Origin of the sequence: Allobaculum sp. JKK-2023 (genome assembly GCF_034745455.1) — a bacterium.
Classification (GTDB): Bacteria; Bacillota_I; Bacilli_A; order Erysipelotrichales; family Erysipelotrichaceae; genus Allobaculum.
Genome location: NZ_JAYERV010000003.1, coordinates 2,046,576 through 2,069,875, shown reverse-complemented (window position 1 = coordinate 2,069,875; position 23,300 = coordinate 2,046,576). Strand labels below are relative to the sequence as shown.

18 protein-coding genes are annotated in these 23,300 nt (G+C 42.6%); 5 read left to right on the top strand and 13 right to left on the bottom strand.

Features of this window, described 5'->3' with window-relative positions:
• Positions 1-85 precede the first annotated feature (85 nt).
• Positions 86-1,945: an ISL3 family transposase gene (locus U4956_RS08320; protein ID WP_323088453.1), complete on the top strand. Its 1,860-nt coding sequence runs from the start codon at positions 86-88 to the stop codon at positions 1,943-1,945.
• A 241-nt stretch (positions 1,946-2,186) separates the two neighbouring features.
• On the opposite strand, the gene tnpC is transcribed toward U4956_RS08320, so the two are convergent.
• The 12 genes from tnpC to U4956_RS08260 form a co-directional block, all read right to left on the bottom strand.
• A complete protein-coding gene (tnpC, locus tag U4956_RS08315) occupies positions 2,187-4,232 on the bottom strand; it encodes an IS66 family transposase (RefSeq protein WP_323090124.1) in 2,046 nt (681 codons plus the stop codon).
• 222 nt (positions 4,233-4,454) lie between these two features.
• Complete coding sequence (tnpB, locus tag U4956_RS08310) at positions 4,455-4,817, bottom strand: IS66 family insertion sequence element accessory protein TnpB (protein WP_323090123.1); 363 nt, start codon at positions 4,815-4,817, stop codon at positions 4,455-4,457.
• Positions 4,792-5,163: an IS66 family insertion sequence element accessory protein TnpA gene (gene tnpA, locus U4956_RS08305; protein ID WP_323090121.1), complete on the bottom strand. Its 372-nt coding sequence runs from the start codon at positions 5,161-5,163 to the stop codon at positions 4,792-4,794. Before tnpA ends, tnpB begins: the two co-directional genes overlap by 26 nt.
• Positions 5,164-5,450: 287 nt before the next feature.
• A complete protein-coding gene (locus U4956_RS08300) occupies positions 5,451-6,887 on the bottom strand; it encodes a rubredoxin (RefSeq protein ID WP_323090120.1) in 1,437 nt (478 codons plus the stop codon).
• Positions 6,888-6,985: 98 nt separating this feature from the next.
• Positions 6,986-8,284, bottom strand: a complete 1,299-nt coding sequence (locus U4956_RS08295; RefSeq protein ID WP_323090119.1) for a DUF438 domain-containing protein — start codon at positions 8,282-8,284, stop codon at positions 6,986-6,988.
• A gap of 527 nt (positions 8,285-8,811) precedes the next feature.
• On the bottom strand, positions 8,812-9,081 hold the full coding sequence (locus tag U4956_RS08290) for a type II toxin-antitoxin system RelE/ParE family toxin (protein ID WP_323090118.1): 270 nt from the start codon (positions 9,079-9,081) through the stop codon (positions 8,812-8,814).
• Positions 9,078-9,299 carry a type II toxin-antitoxin system RelB family antitoxin gene (relB, locus tag U4956_RS08285; RefSeq protein WP_323090117.1) on the bottom strand — a complete coding sequence of 74 codons (222 nt, stop codon included), beginning with the start codon at positions 9,297-9,299 and terminating at the stop codon, positions 9,078-9,080. The genes U4956_RS08290 and relB overlap by 4 nt, the downstream gene beginning before the upstream one ends.
• Before the next feature lie 405 nt (positions 9,300-9,704).
• Positions 9,705-11,057, bottom strand: coding sequence for a PTS cellobiose transporter subunit IIC (celB, locus tag U4956_RS08280; protein ID WP_323090116.1), 1,353 nt, complete (start codon positions 11,055-11,057; stop codon positions 9,705-9,707).
• Between the two features lie 391 nt (positions 11,058-11,448).
• A complete protein-coding gene (locus tag U4956_RS08275) occupies positions 11,449-11,961 on the bottom strand; it encodes a hypothetical protein (protein WP_323090115.1) in 513 nt (170 codons plus the stop codon).
• A 291-nt stretch (positions 11,962-12,252) separates the two neighbouring features.
• Complete coding sequence (locus U4956_RS08270) at positions 12,253-12,630, bottom strand: PTS lactose/cellobiose transporter subunit IIA (RefSeq protein ID WP_323090114.1); 378 nt, start codon at positions 12,628-12,630, stop codon at positions 12,253-12,255.
• Positions 12,631-12,723: 93 nt separating this feature from the next.
• Positions 12,724-14,697, bottom strand: a complete 1,974-nt coding sequence (locus U4956_RS08265) for a BglG family transcription antiterminator (RefSeq protein ID WP_323090113.1) — start codon at positions 14,695-14,697, stop codon at positions 12,724-12,726.
• 31 nt (positions 14,698-14,728) lie between these two features.
• Positions 14,729-15,046 carry a PTS cellobiose transporter subunit IIB gene (locus U4956_RS08260; protein ID WP_323090112.1) on the bottom strand — a complete coding sequence of 106 codons (318 nt, stop codon included), beginning with the start codon at positions 15,044-15,046 and terminating at the stop codon, positions 14,729-14,731.
• 812 nt (positions 15,047-15,858) lie between these two features.
• On the opposite strand from U4956_RS08260, the gene U4956_RS08255 reads away from it, so the two are divergent.
• From U4956_RS08255 to U4956_RS08240, 4 genes are all read left to right on the top strand, one after another.
• Positions 15,859-15,993: a hypothetical protein gene (locus U4956_RS08255; RefSeq protein WP_323090111.1), complete on the top strand. Its 135-nt coding sequence runs from the start codon at positions 15,859-15,861 to the stop codon at positions 15,991-15,993.
• A 516-nt stretch (positions 15,994-16,509) separates the two neighbouring features.
• Positions 16,510-16,860, top strand: coding sequence for a hypothetical protein (locus tag U4956_RS08250; protein ID WP_323090109.1), 351 nt, complete (start codon positions 16,510-16,512; stop codon positions 16,858-16,860).
• 536 nt (positions 16,861-17,396) lie between these two features.
• Entirely contained in the window at positions 17,397-18,815 is a 1,419-nt protein-coding gene (locus U4956_RS08245; protein ID WP_323090108.1) for a glycoside hydrolase family 1 protein, read from the top strand.
• A gap of 809 nt (positions 18,816-19,624) precedes the next feature.
• Positions 19,625-19,846, top strand: coding sequence for a hypothetical protein (locus U4956_RS08240; RefSeq protein ID WP_323090107.1), 222 nt, complete (start codon positions 19,625-19,627; stop codon positions 19,844-19,846).
• An 808-nt stretch (positions 19,847-20,654) separates the two neighbouring features.
• On the opposite strand, the gene U4956_RS08235 is transcribed toward U4956_RS08240, so the two are convergent.
• On the bottom strand, positions 20,655-22,754 hold the full coding sequence (locus tag U4956_RS08235) for a metallophosphoesterase family protein (RefSeq protein WP_323090105.1): 2,100 nt from the start codon (positions 22,752-22,754) through the stop codon (positions 20,655-20,657).
• Between the last annotated feature and the right edge of the window lie 546 nt (positions 22,755-23,300).

The window sequence follows — 23,300 nt, the reverse complement described above, 5'->3', positions numbered from 1 at the left end:
AATAACCTTATTGCTCATTATTGCTTATTTCATTATCATAGAATTTCATGCTCTTTAAGGGGTTTCTGAAAGGACTGTGGTGACAATGAACAAACTGAGTTTTATCCGTATTCACGAAGAGAATAAGCCTGTTCACGATATTGAGTCCTCTCTCTTTGGTGAAGATTTGATTAAAGACGCTGACCGACAGGATTATCGGGACAAGTATGGCTGCCTCCACTTTTTTCGTATTCATGCTCCAGAAACCGGGAAAATCAGTGGACCAAACGGTGAAAAATGTATTTCCACAAATGGATATCAGGAACGCATCTGTCAGATCATGCCTGTTGGAGGCCAGACTGCTTATGTTCATATTCGCCAGGAACGCCTTGTCTACTTCAATAAGCATGGTAAGAAAGTTACTTTTGTGCTTCCTGTCAAGGGATACCGCTTTAATCAGCGGAAAAGTGACGAACTTACTGTTTTTCTGCTGTCTATTTCACTCTTCTGCTCGGCAAATGTGGCAGCACACGTGTGCCAGTCCATGGGCATTGATGTCTGCCATGATACCATCACCAGAATCTACAAAAACATTACAATCGTAGATAACCCTGATATCAAGGCCATTGGTGTCGATGACGTCAGTTCCAGAAAAGGGCGAACCTACCACACAGCTATTTACGATCTGAAAACGCACCAGGTTATTGCGCTGCTTGATGGAAGAGATGGCCAGGCACTTAAGGAGTGGCTGAAAAAACACCAGAAGGTTAAGATTGTAACCCGTGATCGTGCTTCCGCTTTTGCTTCAGCGATTTCTGAGATCTTGCCAGACTGTACTCAGATAGCAGACCGTTTCCACTTATTCCAGAATCTTGTAGGCCGTATTAAGGATATTTTGAAGTGTGAAATTCCATCTACACTCTATGTAAAGGATGGAGAGATTACTTCAGTAAAACCTGAGACAGAGAAAGCCGCGCCTGCTGTTGCAGAAAAAGTGGAATATGACAATACACCCGTTGCCGAAACAAACTGCCAGATCATCAAAGACAAAGCCAAAAGTGACGATTTTTACGCAGAACAGTATGAAAGACAGGCAAAAGTCTGTTCTGATAAGTACGCAATGATCTGTTCTTTGCGAAAAGAATGGGCTGAGACCGTGAAGCCTAAGTTCAAGGATTTTCAGGAGAAATATGACATCTCCTATCCGACTTTAAAAAAATACCTGAAGATGACGGAAGAGGAAGTTGAAGGAATAAAAGAGGTTAGAAAGCGACCAAAGTATAAGACAGACATGGATAACTATACCAATATAATTTATAAAATGGTTATTGATGGCCATAAACCCGCTGTCATCTATTCATACCTGCAATCTAAAGGATGCAAGGCCTGTTATGGTACGGTCTTGCATTATATTCATCAGATGAAGAATACTCATCTCAAAGACGAACTCATAAAGCCTTTTGACTATGACAGGGGCACTGAAGCGGTTCAGGTCAAACGCTACGACATCGTGAAATACATGGTAACCAGCGATCGGGACAAGATGAAGGAGACTGAAGTTGCGAAAGTGTACGAACAGATTCTGGATAAGTATCCTGCAGTGAGATTCTGCGATCAGCTCTGGAAGGATTTCCATGAGACATTGATGGGAGACAATCCAGATAAACTTGACTGGTTCTGTACCAAATATGAGGAGAGTAGAATCCAAGGCTTTATAAACGGCATAAAAAAAGATATTGCGCCGGTCAAGAACGCAATATCCTATGAGCATAGCAGCGGGTTCGTTGAAGGCGGCAACTGCCGCTATAAGCTTGTCAAACGTACCATGTTTGGCAGAGCCAACATTGAACACCTGTTCCATAAGTTTTATGCCCAATCTAGTATAACGTGTGGTGGATTAAATGCCAGAACTTTGTTAGCAGACTGGATTGAAAAATCACGTTGGGAAGACAAAACGGTCATTTAAACAATGATCATGAATGAGAAATAGTCAGAATGAGAGGCTTCTACTGATCACTAGTGTTAAAAACTACATTTGCGTAAGATCCAAAAATATCGAGTATCAAATGTAAGCTTTTAATATTCTGACGGCCTTGAAGTCGGATTGATATTCAGGCACCATGAAAAGGCGAAGATAAGCACCAGATTTCGGACTTTCCTTTCGGGAAAGCCTAAAACCAGGCTGCTCTTCGCCGCTTTTTCATTTCTTAGACCGTTATCAGCTTGCAGGCTTTCTGGACTTCTGGGTTCCAGGGCAGAACACTTTCAATCGCTTCATCAGGAATGGTGTTCTGGTAGGTCCGGGCTGCCTGAAGTTTCTCCAGAACGTAGACCAGATATTTGTAAATATTCAGTCCGTTCCTTCTGGCGGTCTTGGTGATCGTAAACATCAGGGCCAGAGCTTCGGCTCCGTCGGGGGAATAGGCAAATTCCCAGTTGTGGCGGCCGCGGGCTACGGTTACGAAGTTGGCTTCGGCTCTGTTGTTTGTGATCGGTACGGTTGGATTGTCCAGGAAAATTGTCAGTCCATCCTTATATTTCAGAAGGTATTTCAAGGCTTTTCTGAGCTTTTCGCTGCTTAGGGACTCAATATCGAGAGTATCGATCCAGTCGTAGAGTTCCTGGACAATCGGTGCCACCTTCTCCTGACGCGCTGCTCTGCGCGCCTGAGTAGAAAGCTTCTTTTCCTGGATTTCATCCTCTGCGTCGAATATCCGGTCGATGAAACACAGTCCTTTCTCAGCCAGTTCATTGGCAATGTCATTGTGGGAGCTCGCAATAGCAGCCTTGATTAGGTATCTTCTGCCATGAGCCCAACAAAATGACAGAATGGCTTGCTCTACCTTGTTATAGCCTGCATAACCATCTACAACCAGAGTACCGAGGAACCCTCTCAGAAATTCCGCGCAGTACTTACCACCGCGACCGGGACAATATTGGAAAAGGACGATCTGGAAGGCTTCCTCCGGCCCGGTTCCATACTGCCACAGAAACGATTTGGACTTCCTGCGGGCTGCTGATTCATTAATGACCTGCAGGGTAGTCTCATCAGCCTGGATCACTTTGGCTTTCAGGAGTTCTTCTTTGAGCCTCTTAAAGATCGGCCTGAAATAAATCTGGCAGATTTTAATAATCCAGTTGCAGATTGATGAAGTACATGGAAAATAGGACCCAAGTTCTTTAAAGATGGTGCCGATCCGGTTGCACGGGACCATATGCTCTGCCTTAAGCATAATCACCATGGCAGCCAGAGTAACTGAAACCCAGCTGCCATCAAGAAGCTGTCTGTAAGGTTCGGCCTTTACAATTTTTGGTTTGAGCTTCTCCAGTGGCTCGGAAGCAGACTCTGAACTAGAACCGCCTTCGGGATCTTCAGTAACCTCTGTATCTGTACTGCCTGTTTCTTCACTGAGTTCTGCATCTGCTTCAGATGCCGTGAGGGGACAACCGATTTTCTCTTCCGCCTCTTTAGCTGAAGATATTTCATCTTCAGCTGTCAGGACTTCAGCCAGAATCTGTTCTGGAGTCTCATCTTCAGCCGAAAAAGCCACTGCTTCCAACAGATGCTCCAGAACTTTGAACTTTGGTGGTTCGATTACGAACTCCCAGCACTGGTGAACGAATCCAATCCGGTTTGCGTTGTCAGAATCATTCGTTACACAGTATCTGACACTTCCATCCACGAGATGTTCAACCCTGGTTACCTCAAGACCAAATTTTTCAATAAGCTCTTCCATTGTTAATTTTGGCTTTTGAGTGTTGGCTGCCTCAGAAGTTCTGCAGGTGTTTTTCCGAGAATAGTTTCGACTGTCTGAATTATTGTCTTTATCGTCGTCTTTGCTTTTACTGGTATCCTTGTTTTTATTTTTGCGGGTCCGCTTCTCGGAACTTTTTCCATATATGGCATTGACCAGGAGTTTTAACTGCTCAGCAGTAGCACTGTAATTCTGATCAGCTGCTGCAGCCAGCTCTTCCGCCATTTCTTTGGCTTCACTGTCTTTCTGATGGGCTTCTCTTTCCTCTTCAAGCTCTCTGGCCAGTGCTGCTGACTGGGCAGTCAGTACCTCAACCTGACTTGAAAGATCAGACACCAGAGACTCAAGCTCCTCGATCCGTTTTTTCTGAATGTCCACAGTCGACAGGGCGCAGTTCAACTGAATGGTTACTGTATCCAGTCTGCCGCTGAGCTCAGTCTTGTCATCGGAGAGATTCCGAATGATGACATCCTTCTTATTATTGTCTTTTTTCACCATAACCAGTTCCTTGAAGAAGGGATTCTGGCTAATATTACTTGTCCTGATTTCCGCCATAATTATCTATAAGCATTATATCAGAAATCACATTAAAATAGTTTAGATAAAGTAAAGATTTTATTTTTTCCAGGCGGTTATACACCAGAAACGTACACTTTTTGCGGACGGCAGAACCCACTCATACTGCCTCTTTTCAAGTATGCCGACCATTGAAAAGAGGCATCAGGCAGCTGTGGCGGCAGGACTTGCAGCGGACTTGATACTCGTTTTCTGGTAGATCGACAATCCTTCGGTCAGCCACTTCAGCTGCTGGGGACTGATTTCCTGAAGTTCAGATGTATTGCGCGGCCATTTGAATCTTCCATTATCCAGCCTCTTGTACAGAAGCAGGTAGCCATCGCCCTGCCAAAGAACCCCTTTGATCCTGTCTGCTCTGCGGCCGCAGAACAGAAACAGGCAGCTTTGTTTGGGATCCAGCTGATAGTAATACTCAATCATAGAAGTCAGACCATCGATTCCCAGGCGAAGATCTGTATAGCCGGCGGCGAGAAAAACCCGCTCAGGCTTTCGGATAAGACTGCTCATTCATAAACCTCCCAATTACTGAATTCACCAGTTCCGGATCTGCCCCGTTATAAATCCGGATTCTGATATTCTCAAGGTCCAGCTCCAGGGCTGGCTGGTCCGAAGAGAAGATATTGGCAGGGATTTCGAGAAACTCAATTCCTTTCTGTTCTCCAGCGGCATCATCTGCTTCCCGATCTGTTTCACTCTCAAGCTTTCTGCACCAGTATCCAAAAGCGGAATAGGCGAGTCTGTTCTGTAAACAGTATTCCTTTCTGGAAATGTTCTGGCTCTTATAGGCTTCGAAATGAGATCTCCAGTCGATGGCATCCGACTTCGCTGAAGAAGCAAGTTTTGAATTGTGCATCTAAAAACCTCCCGTCGATACAACCAGATCATATCCGGTTCCGGCGGGAGGTTCTAGAACGTCCAAATATTAAAAGCTAACTATCAAATGCCGAATACCGAATGTCCAAGATCCAAGGTCATAAGTAGGGAAACTAAAATCCGACCGGTCTGGTCTCCAGGCTGGATTCCGATTCGCTTCCAGAACCAATTTAAATTCACGACCAGATCGAAATCCGACGTTTACTTCAATCCATGATTCAATCCCTGATTTTACTTTTCAGGAACAGACCAAAACCATCGATATTTCTACTCAACTTTTGAAAACTGGTCTTTGGATGCGCCGCAGATTGGGCATGTCCAGTCATCCGGCAGATCGGCAAAAGAGGTTCCTAGTTTGATGCCATGATCTGGATCGCCAACAGCTGGGTCATAAATATAGCCGCATGGTCCACATTCATATTGGCTCATGTCAGCTGGTTTTGAATCTGGTGCTGGTACGACTGAATCCTTGTTAGTTTCTGGCTGGTTGGCTTCTTTTTCGATTTCATTGAGATCCAGGCCCAGTAAAGCGGCAGCAACACTCTTTGCCTTAGCCAGATCGTCAGCTTCTGGATTGAAATAAGAACGGATGCTTGCATCAACCACAGCAAAGCCTGCTTCTTTGAGTTTTTCCTGAATGACTTTTACGGATTCACCCGTCCAGCCATAGCAGCCAAAGGCAGCGCCTTTTTTATTTTTGAACTTCAGCTGGCGCAAGAATTCAAGCCAGCCGGCCACGCTGGATAAAACGGAATTACTTACGGTTGGCGAGCCGACCGCAATGGCTTTAGACTTGAATACCTCAGTCATGATTTCGTTTTTATCCGCTTTGGCGATATTGAAAACTTTCACAACAGTATCTGGACTCAACTCATGGATCGCATCCGCAATGGCATGCGCCAGTTTTTCGGTACCGTTCCACATCGTGTCGTATGCGATGGTAATCTGATCTTCCTGATAGGCATCAGCCCAACGCGCATATTTTTCAACAATCTGAAGCGGGTTTTCTCTCCAGACAGCTCCATGCGATGGGGCAATCATTTCAATGGGCAGGTTCATCTTGCCAATTTCAACCAGTTTGCGTTTAAGGATAGGTGCGAATGGATTGAGGATATTCGCAAAATACTTCATCGCTTCCTTATTGAGCAGGCAGCGATTAGCCTTATCATTGAACAGCTCTTCTACCGCAAAATGCTGGCCAAACGCGTCATTGGAAAACAGGATATTGTCCCCGGTTAAGAAGGTCGCCATGGAATCTGGCCAGTGCAGCATTTTCATTTCCACAAACTGTAATTTCTTGCCATTGCCGATGTCGAGCTCATCCCCGGTCTTAACTGTATGGAAGTTCCATCCCTGTTTGCCATACTGGCCTTCCACAAACTTCTTTGCGGTTTCAGTGCAGTAGATCGGGGTATCCGGGATTTCTTTCATTAATGCCGGCAGTGAACTTGAATGGTCAGGTTCACTATGGTTGAGGACGATATAGTCAATATCCTTAAGATCAATTTCCTTTTTCAGGTTTTCAATGAATTCTTCTTTATGTGGCGACCAGACCGTATCAATCAGGACATTTTTTCCTTCCTTGATCAGATAGGCATTCTGGCTGCTGCCGTTCATGATCGAGTAGTCATCGCCATGAAACTTCTGAAGTTCCCAATCGATATAGCCGACCCAATCGACATTTCCTTTTACATGTTTTGCCATGGTTTTCTCCCTGTATCAGCCCTGCCAGCGGTTATCCGCCAGAGCTGTGCTGTGTATTGATTCATGTTTTGTACTTCTTTTTTAACCAGAACAGTTTTCTAAGCATTCTTGTCTGTTGATGGAACAATCAGATCCGTAACATCCTCCACTGCTTCAAGAACCCCCAGATACTTGCCATTTTCATCTCGGACCGCCATATAGCGGACGAGTGCTTTGCGGCCCTGCTTATTGGCCATGATGCTGATGATATTCTTTTCCCCGCTTCGAAGCTGTTCAATGACATGACGGACAACCGGCAGAACTTTTGGCGGATGGCAGTCAAAAACTTCGTGGCCTAAAGAGGAAGTTGGTCTTGGAAACAGGAACGAATCTTCGGAAAAATAGCGGCTGATATTCTGATCGTCGATGAAGGTCAGCTCCAAAGGTAAAGTGTTGAGCATCGCATTCAGCTGAGCCAAGGTTAACTGACCACCGCCCAGTTCAATCTTTGTTTCTTCGTTAGCATCCTTCAAATCGGCAATCGATGGTTTTACAGATGGTTTTGGACCTGCTTCATTCCAGACTGGAATTTCTTCTAACCATGCAAATCCAAAACGAGGCATATCATAGTAGGCTGTACGCCATTCCTCTTCGGTAAAATAACGTTCTGCCATTGGATACAGAATCTTTTCTTCTTTGAAGATCATCTCCCGCATCCGATCAACCATCCTCTGAATCTCTGCCCGAATCTGAACCATTTTGGCTGACTCCATACCATCGGTTTTCAGCCGTAAGAGCAGCTTCTTATTGGCATCGCGCAATTCATCGTCCAGATTCCACATCACAACCGCCGGTCCGCCAACGCCATAATATTTCAGCAATGGTAAAATCAGTTCATCCTTTTTCGCATAATGGGCACTCAGTTTCATCAGATCGGCCAGACTGGCTTCCAGATCAGAAGCGGGTGCCTGCTGATCAAGCAGAGTCTGGATATGATTCACGCGCATCTCCAATTCTCTGTTTTCTAAAGTCATAATGTTGAGGGGATGTCCAACCACCTGGGCTGCCAGAGCCGAGGGCATCGAATCATAATCATGACCATGGCTCCCACACCCACCACTCTGGACGGTTTTCATCCGGATTGGGCCTTTGTTTGCGACCATTTCTTTAATTGAGACTGGTTTTGGCTGATCATGGAACAAAGCTGAATGTAAGTCACAAAGCTTTTCAATTTCGCTGGTCGAGGTTCCGGAATGAATCAGAATCTGTTCTGCTTTGACGATGTCTTCAGCAGCAGCCTGACCAAACGCTTCACGGAAATCTTTCTGGACACTTTCAAGCGGCTCCCCTTTGCCTAAGCGCTCGAGATATTCTTTCAGGCGCAGAGCATTTTCACTATCAAGATTTACAGGATTCATATATATTCCTCCTATCGTTTCTATCATTTTTCTGTGATTCAAACTGTTGTTTTGGAGCTTGAACAGAGATTTCTTTCCAGGGCTGATCTCTCTACCCTGTTTTAGTGTACAATACTCGTTTCCAAGCCCTGCTATCAGATGACCACAATCAATTTTCATCAAAATATCCTGTATATAAAGCGCTCTACTATACCTCTTTGTTATGAGGTCATTTTCATTCATAACAGATTTCTGATTATTCTCTCTTTTGTTTCTTTCTTTTTTCTCTTCTGTGGTTTGATCCAAACCCTGCAAATTATGATAAAAGCTCCCGTATTCTACATAAACGCTATGCATATTGACCTGCCTCAAAAAAAAAGCAGAGAGCCTGTTTTGACACTCTGCTATGAAGCTGCTTCATCCAAGAAACTTCTACCCATTCGATTTTCGGAACGCATCTATTGGTCTTACCATTTTTTCGATAATAAAAATCACTTTGGATTTAGACCAAAAGGTTCAATGTTATTTAGCTCAATGATATTGGGAAATTACTCATAGATTTCTCGTCTATGGCCAATTGACAGCGCCAGAATCACCAATTCTGAGTCTTCGATTTTGCAAATAAGTCGATAATCTCCTACACAGTATCTCCATAATCCGCTTAAGTTTGCTTTTAAAGCTTTCCCCTTACTTCTTGGATCTTCGATATGAGAGAGATTTTTCACAATCCATCCTTTAATCAATTTTTGTGTATAGCGATCAAGCTTTTTCAGATCTTTCTCAAAACGCTCTGTTGCTTCAACTCGATAATGACTCATAAATCCAAATCAGCCCATACTTCTTCGATTGGGCGGGATTTTTTGCCGGATCCAACAAATTCGTTGTAGGCATCTTGTGCTATTTTCAAATCGTACTCATCTTCAATTTTTTCAAACAAAGCCTGTTTGAATGCCTCAGACAAAGAAATCGAATGGAGATTTGCATAACTCTGGGCCAACTTTTTTTCCTGCGGTGTCATTCTTATTGAAAAACTCATATCAATCACCTCTGTATGTACATTGTACTACAGGAAGACTGTAGTAACAATTCGGATATGCGGCAATCACATCGATCCTGAAAGCTATGACAATGGAACCATCCGGTGTATATGTCAACTGAATAGTTGCACAAATTTCGGTTAAAAAGTTGGCAGTTGCTGCTGGAAACAACTGCGTTGTAAAAATTAAATTCTGACAGGTCTGCTTCGTACAGATCGTGCATCTTTCCCGTTCAGAGGTTCTCGCCTGTTTCTTCTTGTTATACGGCAGCTGACTGTTGCATTTTTCCCAAAAAAATAAGCTGCGCCATATTCAATGACGCAGCTTCAGTCAGCCAGGAAGATGGAATGAAGTGTGGAAATGGGACTTCCAGACTGACAGGATGATATTCGAATCTCTGAAGCTTAAGCTCCCGCTTCTGCCATTTCTTTTTCCTGTTTAACCAGAGTCTTATCGTAGTTCGTTAAGAATGGCAGGTAAATCAGGAAGGCGACAACAACGTTAATTGCAGCCAGGACAGCACCCATAATGTTAGCAGTACCTAAGAAACCACCGAGCAGAGCTGGTGTTGGCCAAGGTACGTTGGCAACGATTGGTGGGAACATGCCGGAGTGAATTGCAAAGTAAGCAATTACGGAGCAAATCGATGGAGCTAAGATAAATGGAATAATCAGGTTAGGGTTATAGATAATTGGTACACCAAATACCAGTGGTTCGTTGATGTTGAACAGAGCTGGACCAATTGCAGCTTTACCTAAAACAGACAGCTGTTCAGATTTAGCAGCAAAGCACATCCAGATACACATACCTAATGTAGCACCGGAACCACCCATTACAACGTACATATTCTGGAATTCACCAGCGAATGTAGCATAGGAACCAGTAGCGTTACCCTGCATGATATTCATGTTTGTTTCCAGGTTAGCCAGTGTGAATGTCTGATAGAAAGCGGACATGATGTTGGCACCATGGATACCTACAGACCACAGAGCGTGGATGAACAGGTTGATCAGCAGTACACCATACCAGGTGTCAGCGATGTTAGCGATAAATCCGAATGGTACGGAAATGATGGAGAACAGGTCATAACCAGTCAAGATCAGCAGACCATTCAGAACGATAACTGCAAAGCAAATCACAAAGCAAGGAACCAGAGCAGTAAAGGAGCGGGATACACCAGCTGGAACTACGTCTGGCAGCTTAATAACGATATTCTTCTGAACGAGCCATTTGTAAATGACAACAGCCAGAGTCGCCATCAGGATACCAGTAAAGATACCAGAGGATCCTAAACGGTTAGCGAATCCGCCATAAGCGATACCATTGATCATGTTTTCGCCTTCCTGATAAACGAATACACCTTCAGTAAAGGATAACTGTACTAAAGTCATCAGGAATGCCATCATGGATAATAACGCACCGTTCATTGGGTTGAGGTTTAAATCATATTCTTTGGCTTTGATATCAGTCAGTTCATAACCCATTACGATGTTGAAGTACAGAGCTAAGGAACTCATCGTAAATGTGTTACCAAGCATATACAGGTTTGTGAAGCGATCAAATGTAGCAGCCCAGATTCCTTCTAAAAATGGGAAGGCCTGAGGCAGAATGTTCAGAATTAACAGTGCAGATCCGACAATTGTAAATGGGATCGTCGCCATACCAGCAGCCATGATGGCACGGACGAACTGTTTCTGGGAAAGTTTTCCCATGGGCCCCATGAGATACTTTTCCATGAAATCAAATACTTTTTGCATATAATCTCCCCGCCTCATCCAATGATGAGACATTTTCTTTTCGTCTGAAATCAGATCCTCTCTCTCCTTAGAATCTGATCAGAAACTATGAAAGGTAAAACAGCAGTCAGAAATATGCTGACGGGAGCAAATCCTGGGATTTCTGTAAATCCAAAAGATTGCTTAAAGGTTAAATCAAATTGCTTTCCATATTTAATCGTGAAATTCAGTCATGAAGAATACGCGATAAAACATGATTTTTCAGCTAACATCAGATACCTAAACAAACAAAAGCTGTTGGTATGGTATGATAATATGGTGATTTTTTGACATTTTTATTTCTGAAGCGAAGAAGAAGCCGTCTTCTGGCTTCCTCGATCTCATTTCCTGCTCTCTTGTTCAGGAAATCAGACTAGAAGCGAAGACGATACTTCGATTCAAAGAATTCAATGCGGCGATAGGTTTTATCCAGATTGCGGTCAATCAGATAGAACCGGTACAGACAGAAGCTTGCCAGGGCAAATCCAATAACCAGTGCGCTTAAAGCAACAATTTTTGCCTGACTTCCATCGTTTAAGAATGGAAAGATCTGGCTGGTTGGCTGCATGGCCATCATGAAGATGCAGACCAGGTTAAATACCCACTGCACGCAGAAGAACAACTTCGTAGCGCCATATTTCACGACTTTCTGCCCATACATCTTGCCCATCTCCCAACATGGAAAAATAGAAAGAATCAATAAGGCAGCCCCAGCGATTCCGGTAAGGTTTGGCCAGCAAAGGTAGGCCACAAAGAAATTTGCAAAAAAGAAGACGGCCAGTGAGTAGCGGATCAACATGAAACGGTTGAAATACAATGTCTTCAAGCTCGTCTCGCGCCGCGTTTTCATCAATTGGTCATCCATTTTTCTTCCCTGTTTTGCCATATAATCTTCCTCTCTGGTTCTCCCGCTCTGTCTTTTCCCAATGCTTCCTCAACTTTTCTTCAAGCTGGTTCTTTACAACGATTTTTCCAATGATTTTTTCAAATCGATTTATAGAGCCGGCTTTTCAGAAAGCTGAAGTTCAAAGGAAATTTCCATCGCCTTCAAATCATGTCTTTGGCCACGGTTTGTTTGGACCAAAGACTCAATATTCTGACACTGAACTTCAGTGTCTTCGTTCAAATTCAAGCTGACTTTCAATCTCAGTCCTGCAAAACTGCACGAACCGTCAGATTAAGCCTGTAAGGCAGCCACTGCATCTTTTAATGCAGCAACGTCGCCTTCGAGCGCGTAGATCTTCTTGTAATTCTCGAGCAGTTCTTCGGCTGTTTCTTTTAAAGTCATTGTGGTCATCAGATGGTCCTGAGCATGAACCATGATGATCTGAATCTCGATTTCGGTGCCATTTGCAAAAGCGTGCAGCAGGTCTGTCTGTGCTTTGTGTGCTTCAACCATCTGTTCGTCAGCTTCTGCTAATTTCTGGCTGGCCAATTCGAAATCGCCAGCGCGCATTGCATCAAGTGCTTCATGAACAGCAGCTCTGGACATACCAGCAAAGCTGATGATGGTAAATGCGACCATTTGAGATTCGGTTACATCCATTTTCGCCATAATTTCTCTCTCAGTCTTTCTTTCTCCCATCAAGGGGCAAGTCTGGAAATTCAATTGGTTTCTGAGTTCTGATTCAGTCCTCCGTTTGGAAGATCACGATTGCTCCAGTAAAGAGTTGAACACCTTACTGAGCGTTCGATAGTCTTTGCGCTCCAGCAGAAGCTGCTGAAGATCAGGCTGCTCAATCAGATCAATGATCGCATCCACCATGGTGCGCGTTTCATCGCCTCCCTCATAGGAAGGAGACATCAGAAAAACAAATCGAATGTCCTGGTTCTGTTCATCCCAATACAGGCCTTCAGGAACGAGGGCCAGCGCAAAGGAGGAACGTTCCGCCAAAGGAACGGCGGGGTGGCCAACCACAATACGATCCGAAAAGGCAACGCTGCCCATCTTTTCGCGTAATGTCAGCTGGTCTTTAAACTTCTTCGCGAAATATTCATTCTCCTTGCGGCCGATGGCACTGACTAATAAATCAATGACATCTTCGCGCGAAGGTCTTTGCATAAGAACGAAGAAATTGCTCTGGGGAAGCTGGCTTTCAAGCAGGGGATTCGTCACTTCTTCATTTCGAACCGCTCTTACCCGTAAGCGTGGACTCTGCCTGGCTTCTTTCTTATCGATGAAGGTCTGAATTCTGGCCACATCATCGTCAGATAAGAAGACAGAAACATGAAGAAAAGGCACACCAAAGATCACCGGACCCATATTGACACTTGAAATGATCAGATCGATTCCCTCAAGAACCTGATCATTCATGTCATAGTAGCCAGCTTCACTGGCAATATGGATGGAATCCGGAAATTTCTTAAGCAGCCGGTTTTTGAGCAGCTGTGAGCTGCCAAATCCCGTTGCACAGATCACCAAAACCTGTAGTTTTCGGCTTTCCTGCTGACGGTCAATTGCAGCCAGAAAATGAATGACAAGATAGGCCCATTCATCATCACTGACTGTAAACGGCCGCAGGCAGGGCAGCTTACCCAATGTCGTTTTGACAACTTCAAGAACCTCTGGATACTTTTCCTGGATTTCAACAGTCAATGGATTTTGCTGCTGAATGCCGGAAGAAAGCCGCATCAGCATGGGGATCAGATGTTCAAGAACACTGTTTTCCAGGATCTCATCCTGGTCCACCGGCTGATTGGATACTTTGGCCAGCTGGGCTAAAGCTTTTTTAACCTGAGGTTTGATTCTTTCTTTGCTTTGATCGTGCTCGCTTCCCTGGGGGTTGGATTTCACGGTCAGATGCAAAGTCAGATAGCGGATTTCCGTCTGGGGAAATTCCAGATGGACCAGATCGGAAACCCGCGAAATGACATGGGTGGAAACATCCATCAGATCCGGATCAAAATCAGTATCTAAGGATTCAAAATGCTGGATCTGCTGGCCGCTTTGCAGTCGTTTGATCGACAAAGCGATATGCAGCAGCAGGTTTTGAATCATCATGTCTGAAAGCCGGATGTGATGGCTTTGCAATTCTTCTAACAGAATCATCAGGATCGTTTCCGATGGAATATCATCAAAAAATCCCGAATGATCCATATATTCACGTAAAGAAACGAATTTCTTATTTCGGAAGAAATAATCAAGAATCATTTTGCGCTTGTTGGCTTCTTCCCCTGAAATGGTCAGTTTCTTCTTTACTGTCACCAGCTTCAGACCGTAAACATCAAGCAGGTCACGTAAGGAATTCAACTCTTTTTTCAGAGTACTTTCGGAAATATAGAGGCTTTCCGCAAGCTCAAGTGCTTCAATCGTTTCGTTGTTCAGCAGCAGACGGGAAATAATGACATCCCGGCGTCCTGATGAAGAATCGATGACGTCCGGTTCCCTCTGCAGCTCCTCAAGTCTCGATTTGAATAAATACGATTCAAACTGTTTAGGCTGCTCGAGAATTAGTCGGTATCCGTTTCCCTGTCTGGCCTCAATTCTGCCGCCTAATTCATTGACCAGACTCTTCAGACGGCCGATATAAGTTCGAACCGTCCGTTCTGATAGATTCAGCCGCTCAGCTAATTCTTTGCTTGTCTGATACTTTTTTGGGCTCCGATAAAGAATCAGCAGCAATTCCTTCTCTAGTGGCTTCAATTGGCAGGGACTAGATTTCTTTCGTTACGAGATCGGCCAGTTTGTTGATTCCCATTGGTACAGGAATGTATGCCTGTGGTGGAATAGGGATAACGTGGCTACCTACTTCGTTACCGAGTTTGGTGAAGTTGTTCAGATACATTTTTGTCTGTGGGCTGACCAGGAACAGATCGTATTCTTTGTTCTGGATTTTCTTTTCGCCTTCGAGAACGCCAAGAGCTTCAACTAAGATATCCTGGCCTCTTTTCTGAAGTTCTTCAGTCGTTTTCTTAGCGATCATGGAACTGGACATTCCACCTACGCAAATAATTAATGCTTGTTTTGACATGTATGTGATTCCTCTCTTTCACTTCGTGAAATCCTCAACTCTGACGAGTATGAGATTAACAGACGACTGGTACGGTCCAGGCCAGTCCTCCTCAAGCCATATCCATCATAGAAACCGTTTACGTTCTTCTCCAGTTGTAAATTTGCCGTAACGCTGCGGCAATGATGTGAAAACTAAGGGTTAAAATTGGAAATCTTCGCATACATCAGGCAGTTTTAATTACCCTTTTTATGCCGGATCAAGATTTCTTTACGGCAATTCTTATGACTTCATGCGTGTTGTTACTCCTCGTTGAGGTTTACAAAAATATCATAAACGCCTGAAACCAAGGATTCAATACGGCAAATTCATATTTCTAAATTTTTCCCACAATTTTCCCGTTTTATTTTCAGGCAAGCAACTTTACATTACCAAATTCATACATTAGCCAAACCAGATTGTATCTCACAAAAATACACGGAGTATTCCGTCTTTTTTGCATGTCTCTATCTTTTTTCTCGCTTCTTTTTCGATTTCTTTTCTGCGCATTTTAAAAGCCTCTTTCTTTTTGAAAATTTACCGCTTTGCTTCCTGAGCTTTCCTATCTGACTCTTCAGAACATAATTATGTCCTGTGTCTGAGCCATCTTTTAATTTTGCTGCGGCAATTTTCTGCCCCTGATCCTCACCGCCCTCATTCTTACTTATTCATTTTTACCATTTCTGTCCATGCGACAAAGGAATCCGGCAAATCTCCTTTCTTCTGTCGCAGCCTTTCCATTGCGGCCCAAATCATTGCGACACAAACCATTCCCCTCTAAATCAAACGAAGCGATGGCAAAAGTCAAAGAACAAAAAACAAACAACCAGGAACGACAGCAAACAGCAGGTACAAAACAAAGCCTGAATGCACACAGAAAACAAAAAACAGAGGACGACAACAAGCAACAGGTACCAAACAAAGCCTGAATGTCCAAAGCAAACGAAACAAAAAGAACAAAAGCAGTAGAGAACAGCAACGAACAGCACGTACCACCACAAGCAAAAAGTAAGAGAAAAAACAGACAGGAGATAAAAGGCAAAGTACAACAGCAATAACAACCAGCAATAAGGCAAAGTACAACAAACAGACAAGTGCAAAAACGAATATAAAAAAACAAAAAAAATAAACAGGTGGCAAAAGGGGCAAGAGTCAGAGAAAGTCCATCCGGGCAGACTGACCATTGAAATCCAGAAACGTTTTACAATTTATCGGAATTCCGGCAAAAAATGGACTAGCCGAATCCACAAATTCGTTTTTTAATGGAAGTAAGATTTCCGCAAACCGTCCTATCGCAAAAGCGTCCTCTTCTACTCGGCCAATCTGACCAAGACAGATCTGATCTCTCCATCTTTTTTGAAATTTCAGATCTGATCCTTTGTTCAAGCGCTTAGTGGATTTTATCGATAGATATTCTATCCATTCCATTCAAAGGAGAAATTGTGATGCAAAAAGTCCTCGTCATCTGCTGCGGCGCCATGTCCAGCTCCATGATCGCCCGTAAAGTCACGCGCTGCTTTGCCAAACTTGGCCTCAATATTCAGGTTGAAGCCTGCGACTTAGCCAACAGCGAACGATTTATGGAAGGAAAAGACTACGACCTCTATCTAATCAGCCCGCAGATCAAAATGGCCAGGGATCATCTTTTCAACTGTGCCCAAAAACTCCACCTTCAGATTGCCGAAATCCCGGCTCCGCTGTATGTTCCAGTGGGCAAAGGAATGAATGAACTGGTTGAATATATCAAAAAACTGCTCAACCCAGAACTTCCAGAAACCACGACCGAAATGGTTTGATCATCTGGATTTACCCGCAAAGGCCCGCTTTCCTTCAGGAAAGCAAAATAGAATAAAATCGAATTGATTAAATAAGGAAACTGATTGATTTGAAATCACGCAATCCAAATGGAAGAAACGCCAATTGAAATCCTGCTAATTTAATTCGAACCCGAATCCAATTACCTGAGTTCAATGACCTGAGTTCAATGACCGATGTTCAATGACCTGAGTTCGACGAACCAAAATCTGGTCTTTTATCTTCAGCCTTTCTGATTTTGATTCCCTCACCCAAAGGCTGTTCTAAAAAACATAGATCTGCTTTCAGACCCACCCAGATTCAAATCCAGCAGTTCCCAAACTGCCTTCCAACACCTTTTCGAATCTGCGTTCTTTCATGCAGAGCACAAATTCTTGCGAAAAGACAAGCCGAAATCGAAACCATCAGCCAGACCTCAAGGCAAATCCAGCCACATTTCCCCCTTCACTCCAAGTTGGAATTGTGCCTGAAGCCAAACCTTGTCAATCTGGCCATTAGACTGAGAGAGAGACACACTATGAAAGAAAGAAAACTGAAACCTTTCCCAAAAGACTTTTTCTGGGGCGCTTCCACTTCTGCCTACCAGGTTGAAGGCGCTAACCTCGAAGATGGCAAAGGCCCATCCTGCCAGGATGTCAAACAAGTTCCAGAAGGAACCTCTGATCTCACCGTCTGCGCCGACTTTTATCATCACTACAAAGAAGACATTGCCCTGATGGCCCAAATGGGATTTAAATCCTATCGTTTCTCCATTGCCTGGACCCGTATTCTTCCAAACGGCACTGGCGAAATCAACCAGAAAGGCATCGATTTCTATAACGACGTCATCAATGAATGCCTCAAATACGGCATTGAACCAATCGTCACCATGTTCCACTTCGACATGCCCGCCGCTCTTGACCAAAGAGGATCCTGGTCTAACCCAGACTCTGTGAAATGGTTTGTCGAATTCGCGACTGTCCTGTTTGAAAACTTTGGTGACCGTGTAAAATACTGGCTCACCATCAACGAACAGAACATGCTTACCCTCGTTGGCCCAGTCATCGGAACCTTGTTAATCCCAGAAGGCACAACCAACCTGCTCAAAGAGATTTACCAGCAAAACCACAACATGCTCGTTGCCCAGGCCAAAGCCATGGTCATCTGCCATGAAATGCTGCCAGAAGCCAAAATCGGACCCGCTCCAAACATCTCCCTGGTCTACCCAGCGACATGCAAACCAGAAGACGTCATTGCAGCCCAGAACTTCAACGCCATCCGCAACTGGCTCTACCTGGATGCAGTCGTTTATGGTGTCTATAACTCCATCGTCTGGAACTGGCTCGAACAAAATGACGCCACTCCAACCTTCGCACCTGGCGACGAAGACGCTCTGAAAAATGCACACCCAGACTTCATCGGCTTTAACTACTACAACACCGCAACTGTTGCAGCAGATGATGGCTCCGTTCCTGAAGAAGCCTTCGGTGGTGACCAGCAAAGCGGCGGCGGAACTTCCGGCATGTTCAAATCCGTTCCAAACCCCAACCTTGGCAAAACCGAATTTGGCTGGGAAATCGACCCTGTCGGCTTCCGTGCTACGATCCGTGAAATGGATTCCCGCTACCACCTGCCATTACTTGTTACCGAAAATGGCCTTGGTGCATACGACACCCTCGAAGGTGACAAAGTCCACGACCCATACCGCATCGAATACCTGCGTCAGCATATCGCCCAGATCCAGGAAGCCATCACCGATGGTGCCCAGATGCTTGGCTACAACCCATGGAGTGCAATTGATTTAATCTCCACTCACGAAGGCATGAGAAAACGTTACGGCTTCATCTTCGTAGACCGCGACGAATTTGATCTCAAAACCATGAAACGCTACCTGAAAGACTCCGGCTACTGGTATAAGAAAGTCATCGAAACCAACGGCGCCGATCTTTCCGACTAATGGATTGACCGATTAATTTACTGGCCATTGCCCGATGAGCTCATTGACCATTTGACCAATCGATTCATTAGCCGATTGATTCATTGACCGAGACTCATTCGCCCATTAACTCATCAATCGACTGACTGAAAAAATGACTTGTAGGCTGGTCTATGACAAACTGCCAGTCAAAGTCAATTTTTCAAGCTGCATCTCTGATCCGTGAATCCATCAGGCCCTCTTTGATCAAACCAGATTCACTCGGATCGTCCTTAGCATTACCCCACCTCTCAGACACTTAAGCCAGAAGGAGCCGAAAACGGCTTCTTCATTTTTATTACCAAGCACAAATTTAACTGACGTTTTTAAGGTGAAATTAGCGACTTTTTAAAATCGTTCAAAAAGTCAAGGTATTCGGCTTCCAAAAGTCAAAATCAATGCGTATACTTAGGATTAATTGTATAACAATTACCCAATAATTAGGCTACTGTTGGGTTATTGGCTTTTTATATTAATTAAACCTCTCGTCATTGGAGATTTGCGCTTTATATAAAGATCTAATGGTAGTTTGCTCTTTTGAGAAAAACTAAAAATGTCATTGAGACGAAACGTTATTGGTTCTCTTTGTATAAAGCAGAAATGATGACTACCTGTAAAAGGGGTTATTTCTTTTCTGTTCCTTAGCGTTATTGACGATAGTTGCTTATTATGATTAAATTCAATCTTGATTCGACACATAACTACTGAGTCTGCATTTATTAGTATAGATATCGTCAGCCACTTATGGACGGCTAAGCACATACTGAATCGGGAGTTTATAGGAGTAAATCATGAGAAAGATTAAAGCAAGTAAAGAAGCTCAAGCAGTACCCAGCGAACAACCGAGCTTAAAAAAGAAGCAAAAGAGGCATATTCCGAGAAAACGTTCAGACGCCTCAATCATTTTAGACTATATTTTAAATGCGTCTAACGGTGAACCCGGATTGCCTTCTACATTGTCTGCCACTACATTCTCACTAAGACCGCGTAAAGCTAAACTAGTGATTAAATAGAAAACTCAATTCTAAAACAGAAAACTGGGCAGTTATCTGCAATTCGCATCCTTCTTATTTCTAATCGACTAAAAAAGACTATAGTGGTTTTATACCCTATAGTCTTTTTTATCCCAAAGCACCAATTGGTTTTGCCTCGTTACTAAACCCTCTCTAATATAGCAATACTTCCTCGTTTTACTTTATTGAAAGTTATCGAAGCAATCCGCTTTATATGATTATCGAAAAAAAGGTAATTGAGGAAAGGTGTCGATCAAAAACGAAAATACTATAGTTTTTTCTGATCACCCATCTTAACATTCTTTAAGTAAAGAAAGAATAACAAAAAAAACTCTTAGCGAATCAAACAGATTGCATAAGAACCAATTTGAATCAATGCTCTTTTCATTGTATCTTTGCTTAGTGGATCTATCCCTCATCTTGATTTGTAAAGACTGAAATGACTTGCCATCGTTTACCCTGCTGATAACGCTTGGCTTTGCAAAATAGCTTAGATTAAGTCAATAACAATTCAATTATCTATAGTTCCCGGAATCTTTCTACCCAGGAAATCCGGACAAAGAATAGAAACCCTAAATTTCGCTTTACTTACGGAGATTCAAAAGTATCTGCTACCCTAAAAAGGTTCAAATAGAGTTACTTTCTGGATAGAATTAATTCTAACCAGAAAGTAACTCTACTTAAGACCGATCGGATAATTAAACGCCATGAATATCCTTTAATTAAAGTAATATATAGGTAGATCACTTATTAAAAATTATGCCCTGGTTAGAAAAAACGCGGGAACTGCAGATTATTCGTTATAGTTTTAGAAACCAAACAAATCACTAAGACTTATTCCAACTAAATGAGTGAATTGCTCAATATGGAATGAGATTACATCTGAAAACTTGAGCAGATCAAGAACTTGCAACAGATGAGCTTCTTCCTCTTTTACTACAGAAATCCCACAGGTTAGTATCGGGCGCTCAGAACCTTCTCCATTCTTGTCTATCACAACATTCCATCCCTTATTCAAACCAAAAGTTATAAAATCACTCCACATCGAATTTGGCCGTTCGACTACAGTTGCCTTATTAGCACTATAGAGTAAAGACGACTCTGATTCAAAAGACTCCTTAAGTAAGTCCTGGAATTTTCTGTCTGTAGGAGAATGCATTTTAGAGTTGGTAGCTTCAGTGGGGCAATAAGTAACAGAAGGATAAACAATATCTACCTTCCCATCATTGCCGAGCCTCTGTTCAGCAATTCGGAAATGAATCCGAATTTCAGGATCATCAACATTGTTTGCATCTAAAACTCTTTCGAAAGCCTGATTATAAAGTCGAGCTAACCCCGTTAAATACTCACAAAAATCATCTCTTACTATATCGTTATTTTCATCAATAAATGTTCTCACCATAATCCAATCTTTTTCTGTGGTTTCAGCTCCAAGATTAATAGGGGTAAGTAAATCAAATAGACCATTTCGGATTGCTCGCACCTGTTGCCTTGAAAAATGTCTGCTCTTTGTCTCTAGCTTCTTGATTAAAGTAAGCAACATACTATAGGCCACTTCATTTACAAGTATATCTACTTGTTGCTGCAAATTGGATAATATAGCGATATAATTTCTCATTATCCCAAACAATTCTGAATTTAAATAAACCCCTGTCACAAAATTGTTTTTGGCATTCGAGAAAGACAAAAAGTCTTGATCATAAATATTAATAGATCGATGGTCCATTTCATCATATCTCTGAGATCCTTTGGAGCCAGAAGGAACCATTTTATCTGTAATAAAATGACCGCCAGTATCCGTCCGTCTTGTTAAAATATCCACACTATTCTCAAACAGATTAAACGTATAAAGGGCGTATGAATGCTTAATATCAATTAATGGGCCGCCACTCATTCCCGATGAGGCTGTTGGGGAGTTCATTAAATCTTCCGGCCAACCAATTCCACACATTAGAGTGGTGATTGAACGTTGGTCCGTTGCCATATTATTGATCAATTTATTATGAATGTGTCCACATAGGTAGAAGTTAGCCCCATATCCAGTGCTAGAAAACAGAGCATTGAATAAATAGTCTTCATCCGGCCCCATTAATGAATTCGTAGGGTGATGAGCCAACACAAACGTTAAATCGGGATCATGCTCTTCGTCTGTATATATTTTATGGTATTTATTGATCAGCTCATCAACCTGAAAATCACCAATAAGAAGATTTCTTTTATCATTATCATTAAAGCAACTCCAACTGGTATCCATCAAAATGAAGCAAAACTTCAATTGTTTTGAGCTTGAGAGATTACCTGTTTGAGAAAAGAAATACGGGCTGCTAATTTCATAAACCCCGTATGTGTTAGCTGGGTCATAAGTAATTCTGCCTTGATTGAACTTTCTACTCACTTCATCCACTAGTTCAAGATAGCCTGTGCCTCCCTTTGACTTATAATCTTCAAGAATTTTTAACCAAAAATTATTCTTAAAACCCAAAGAAAAATTCTTAGAACGTGTTTTGGTTTTAGCATTCACCGTTAATGTATGGGCATATACCCTTTGAGCTTCCATCAGATCTGTTAAGTAACTTGATCGACATTTATCATGGTTGCCGGGAACAAAAAATATATATGGATTATAGTCTTTCAGATTGGTGTGTAATTGTTCAAAGAATTCTTTAGCTACCTCATAAGCAGTCTTAGTCGATGTAGGACTCTTGCTATCCTTTTTAGGTCCTTTATGGAAAATATCACCTGTGACGGCAATGACTAATGTACTCTGATTCATCGCTGCACTTTTTGGTGGCATCATTCTATTAATCTGCTTTTTTACATCAGCTAACAAATCTCCAAGAATTCTAGAATAACCTTGACCTTCAGTAATGTGGAGATCAGACAGATGGATAATTACTAATTCTTTCACTTTTTCTCCTATTCTAGGAATCAACATAATTCCAAAAGGTTCAGATGAACATTTCAATAATCGGTAATCCAATTGTTAGAAATCTACGTAATGCATCATTGTAGTATCCGCTTACCAAGCATACCATTTTCGTATAAGTTTTCTATATATTATTTCGATTGCTAAATATCCATACTGTTTTTTATAGAAAGTGACCTGAACAATTCATCACAATCGACAAATGGCTGGAAACACCTTTAAAGAACGTGTTTGCGGTCATTTTACTTTTCACCAAAAAGGTGAGTGTAAATTATTCATCATTCCTGTACTACCTGAGCTTTTCAGAAAATTGTAACCGAACCCTGACACTTCATTTGCAGTAAAATGAAAGAACTCTCTATCAGCTTTATATAAAGTGATATTAAAGCCAAGTATCCACTTTTATCTGCAAGAACCGCATTCAAAGTTCGGTTATAATTGTAACCGCAACATTTAGCTAATAGTGTTCTTCCATCTTCAAAATTTATAGATATAAATGTTCTATATAGATTTTATATTAAATGTATA

Excerpts from the sequence above, each read along its gene's own strand:
- U4956_RS08320 (WP_323088453.1), top strand. The coding sequence starts at position 86 with ATGAACAAACTGAGTTTTATCCGTATTCACGAAGAGAATAAGCCTGTT.
- tnpC (WP_323090124.1), bottom strand. The coding sequence starts at position 4,232 with ATGGTGAAAAAAGACAATAATAAGAAGGATGTCATCATTCGGAATCTC.
- tnpB (WP_323090123.1), bottom strand. The coding sequence starts at position 4,817 with ATGAGCAGTCTTATCCGAAAGCCTGAGCGGGTTTTTCTCGCCGCCGGC.
- tnpA (WP_323090121.1), bottom strand. The coding sequence starts at position 5,163 with ATGCACAATTCAAAACTTGCTTCTTCAGCGAAGTCGGATGCCATCGAC.
- U4956_RS08300 (WP_323090120.1), bottom strand. The coding sequence starts at position 6,887 with ATGGCAAAACATGTAAAAGGAAATGTCGATTGGGTCGGCTATATCGAT.
- U4956_RS08295 (WP_323090119.1), bottom strand. The coding sequence starts at position 8,284 with ATGAATCCTGTAAATCTTGATAGTGAAAATGCTCTGCGCCTGAAAGAA.
- U4956_RS08290 (WP_323090118.1), bottom strand. The coding sequence starts at position 9,081 with ATGAGTCATTATCGAGTTGAAGCAACAGAGCGTTTTGAGAAAGATCTG.
- relB (WP_323090117.1), bottom strand. The coding sequence starts at position 9,299 with ATGAGTTTTTCAATAAGAATGACACCGCAGGAAAAAAAGTTGGCCCAG.
- celB (WP_323090116.1), bottom strand. The coding sequence starts at position 11,057 with ATGCAAAAAGTATTTGATTTCATGGAAAAGTATCTCATGGGGCCCATG.
- U4956_RS08275 (WP_323090115.1), bottom strand. The coding sequence starts at position 11,961 with ATGGCAAAACAGGGAAGAAAAATGGATGACCAATTGATGAAAACGCGG.
- U4956_RS08270 (WP_323090114.1), bottom strand. The coding sequence starts at position 12,630 with ATGGCGAAAATGGATGTAACCGAATCTCAAATGGTCGCATTTACCATC.
- U4956_RS08260 (WP_323090112.1), bottom strand. The coding sequence starts at position 15,046 with ATGTCAAAACAAGCATTAATTATTTGCGTAGGTGGAATGTCCAGTTCC.
- U4956_RS08255 (WP_323090111.1), top strand. The coding sequence starts at position 15,859 with ATGGCAAAAGTCAAAGAACAAAAAACAAACAACCAGGAACGACAGCAA.
- U4956_RS08250 (WP_323090109.1), top strand. The coding sequence starts at position 16,510 with ATGCAAAAAGTCCTCGTCATCTGCTGCGGCGCCATGTCCAGCTCCATG.
- U4956_RS08245 (WP_323090108.1), top strand. The coding sequence starts at position 17,397 with ATGAAAGAAAGAAAACTGAAACCTTTCCCAAAAGACTTTTTCTGGGGC.
- U4956_RS08240 (WP_323090107.1), top strand. The coding sequence starts at position 19,625 with ATGAGAAAGATTAAAGCAAGTAAAGAAGCTCAAGCAGTACCCAGCGAA.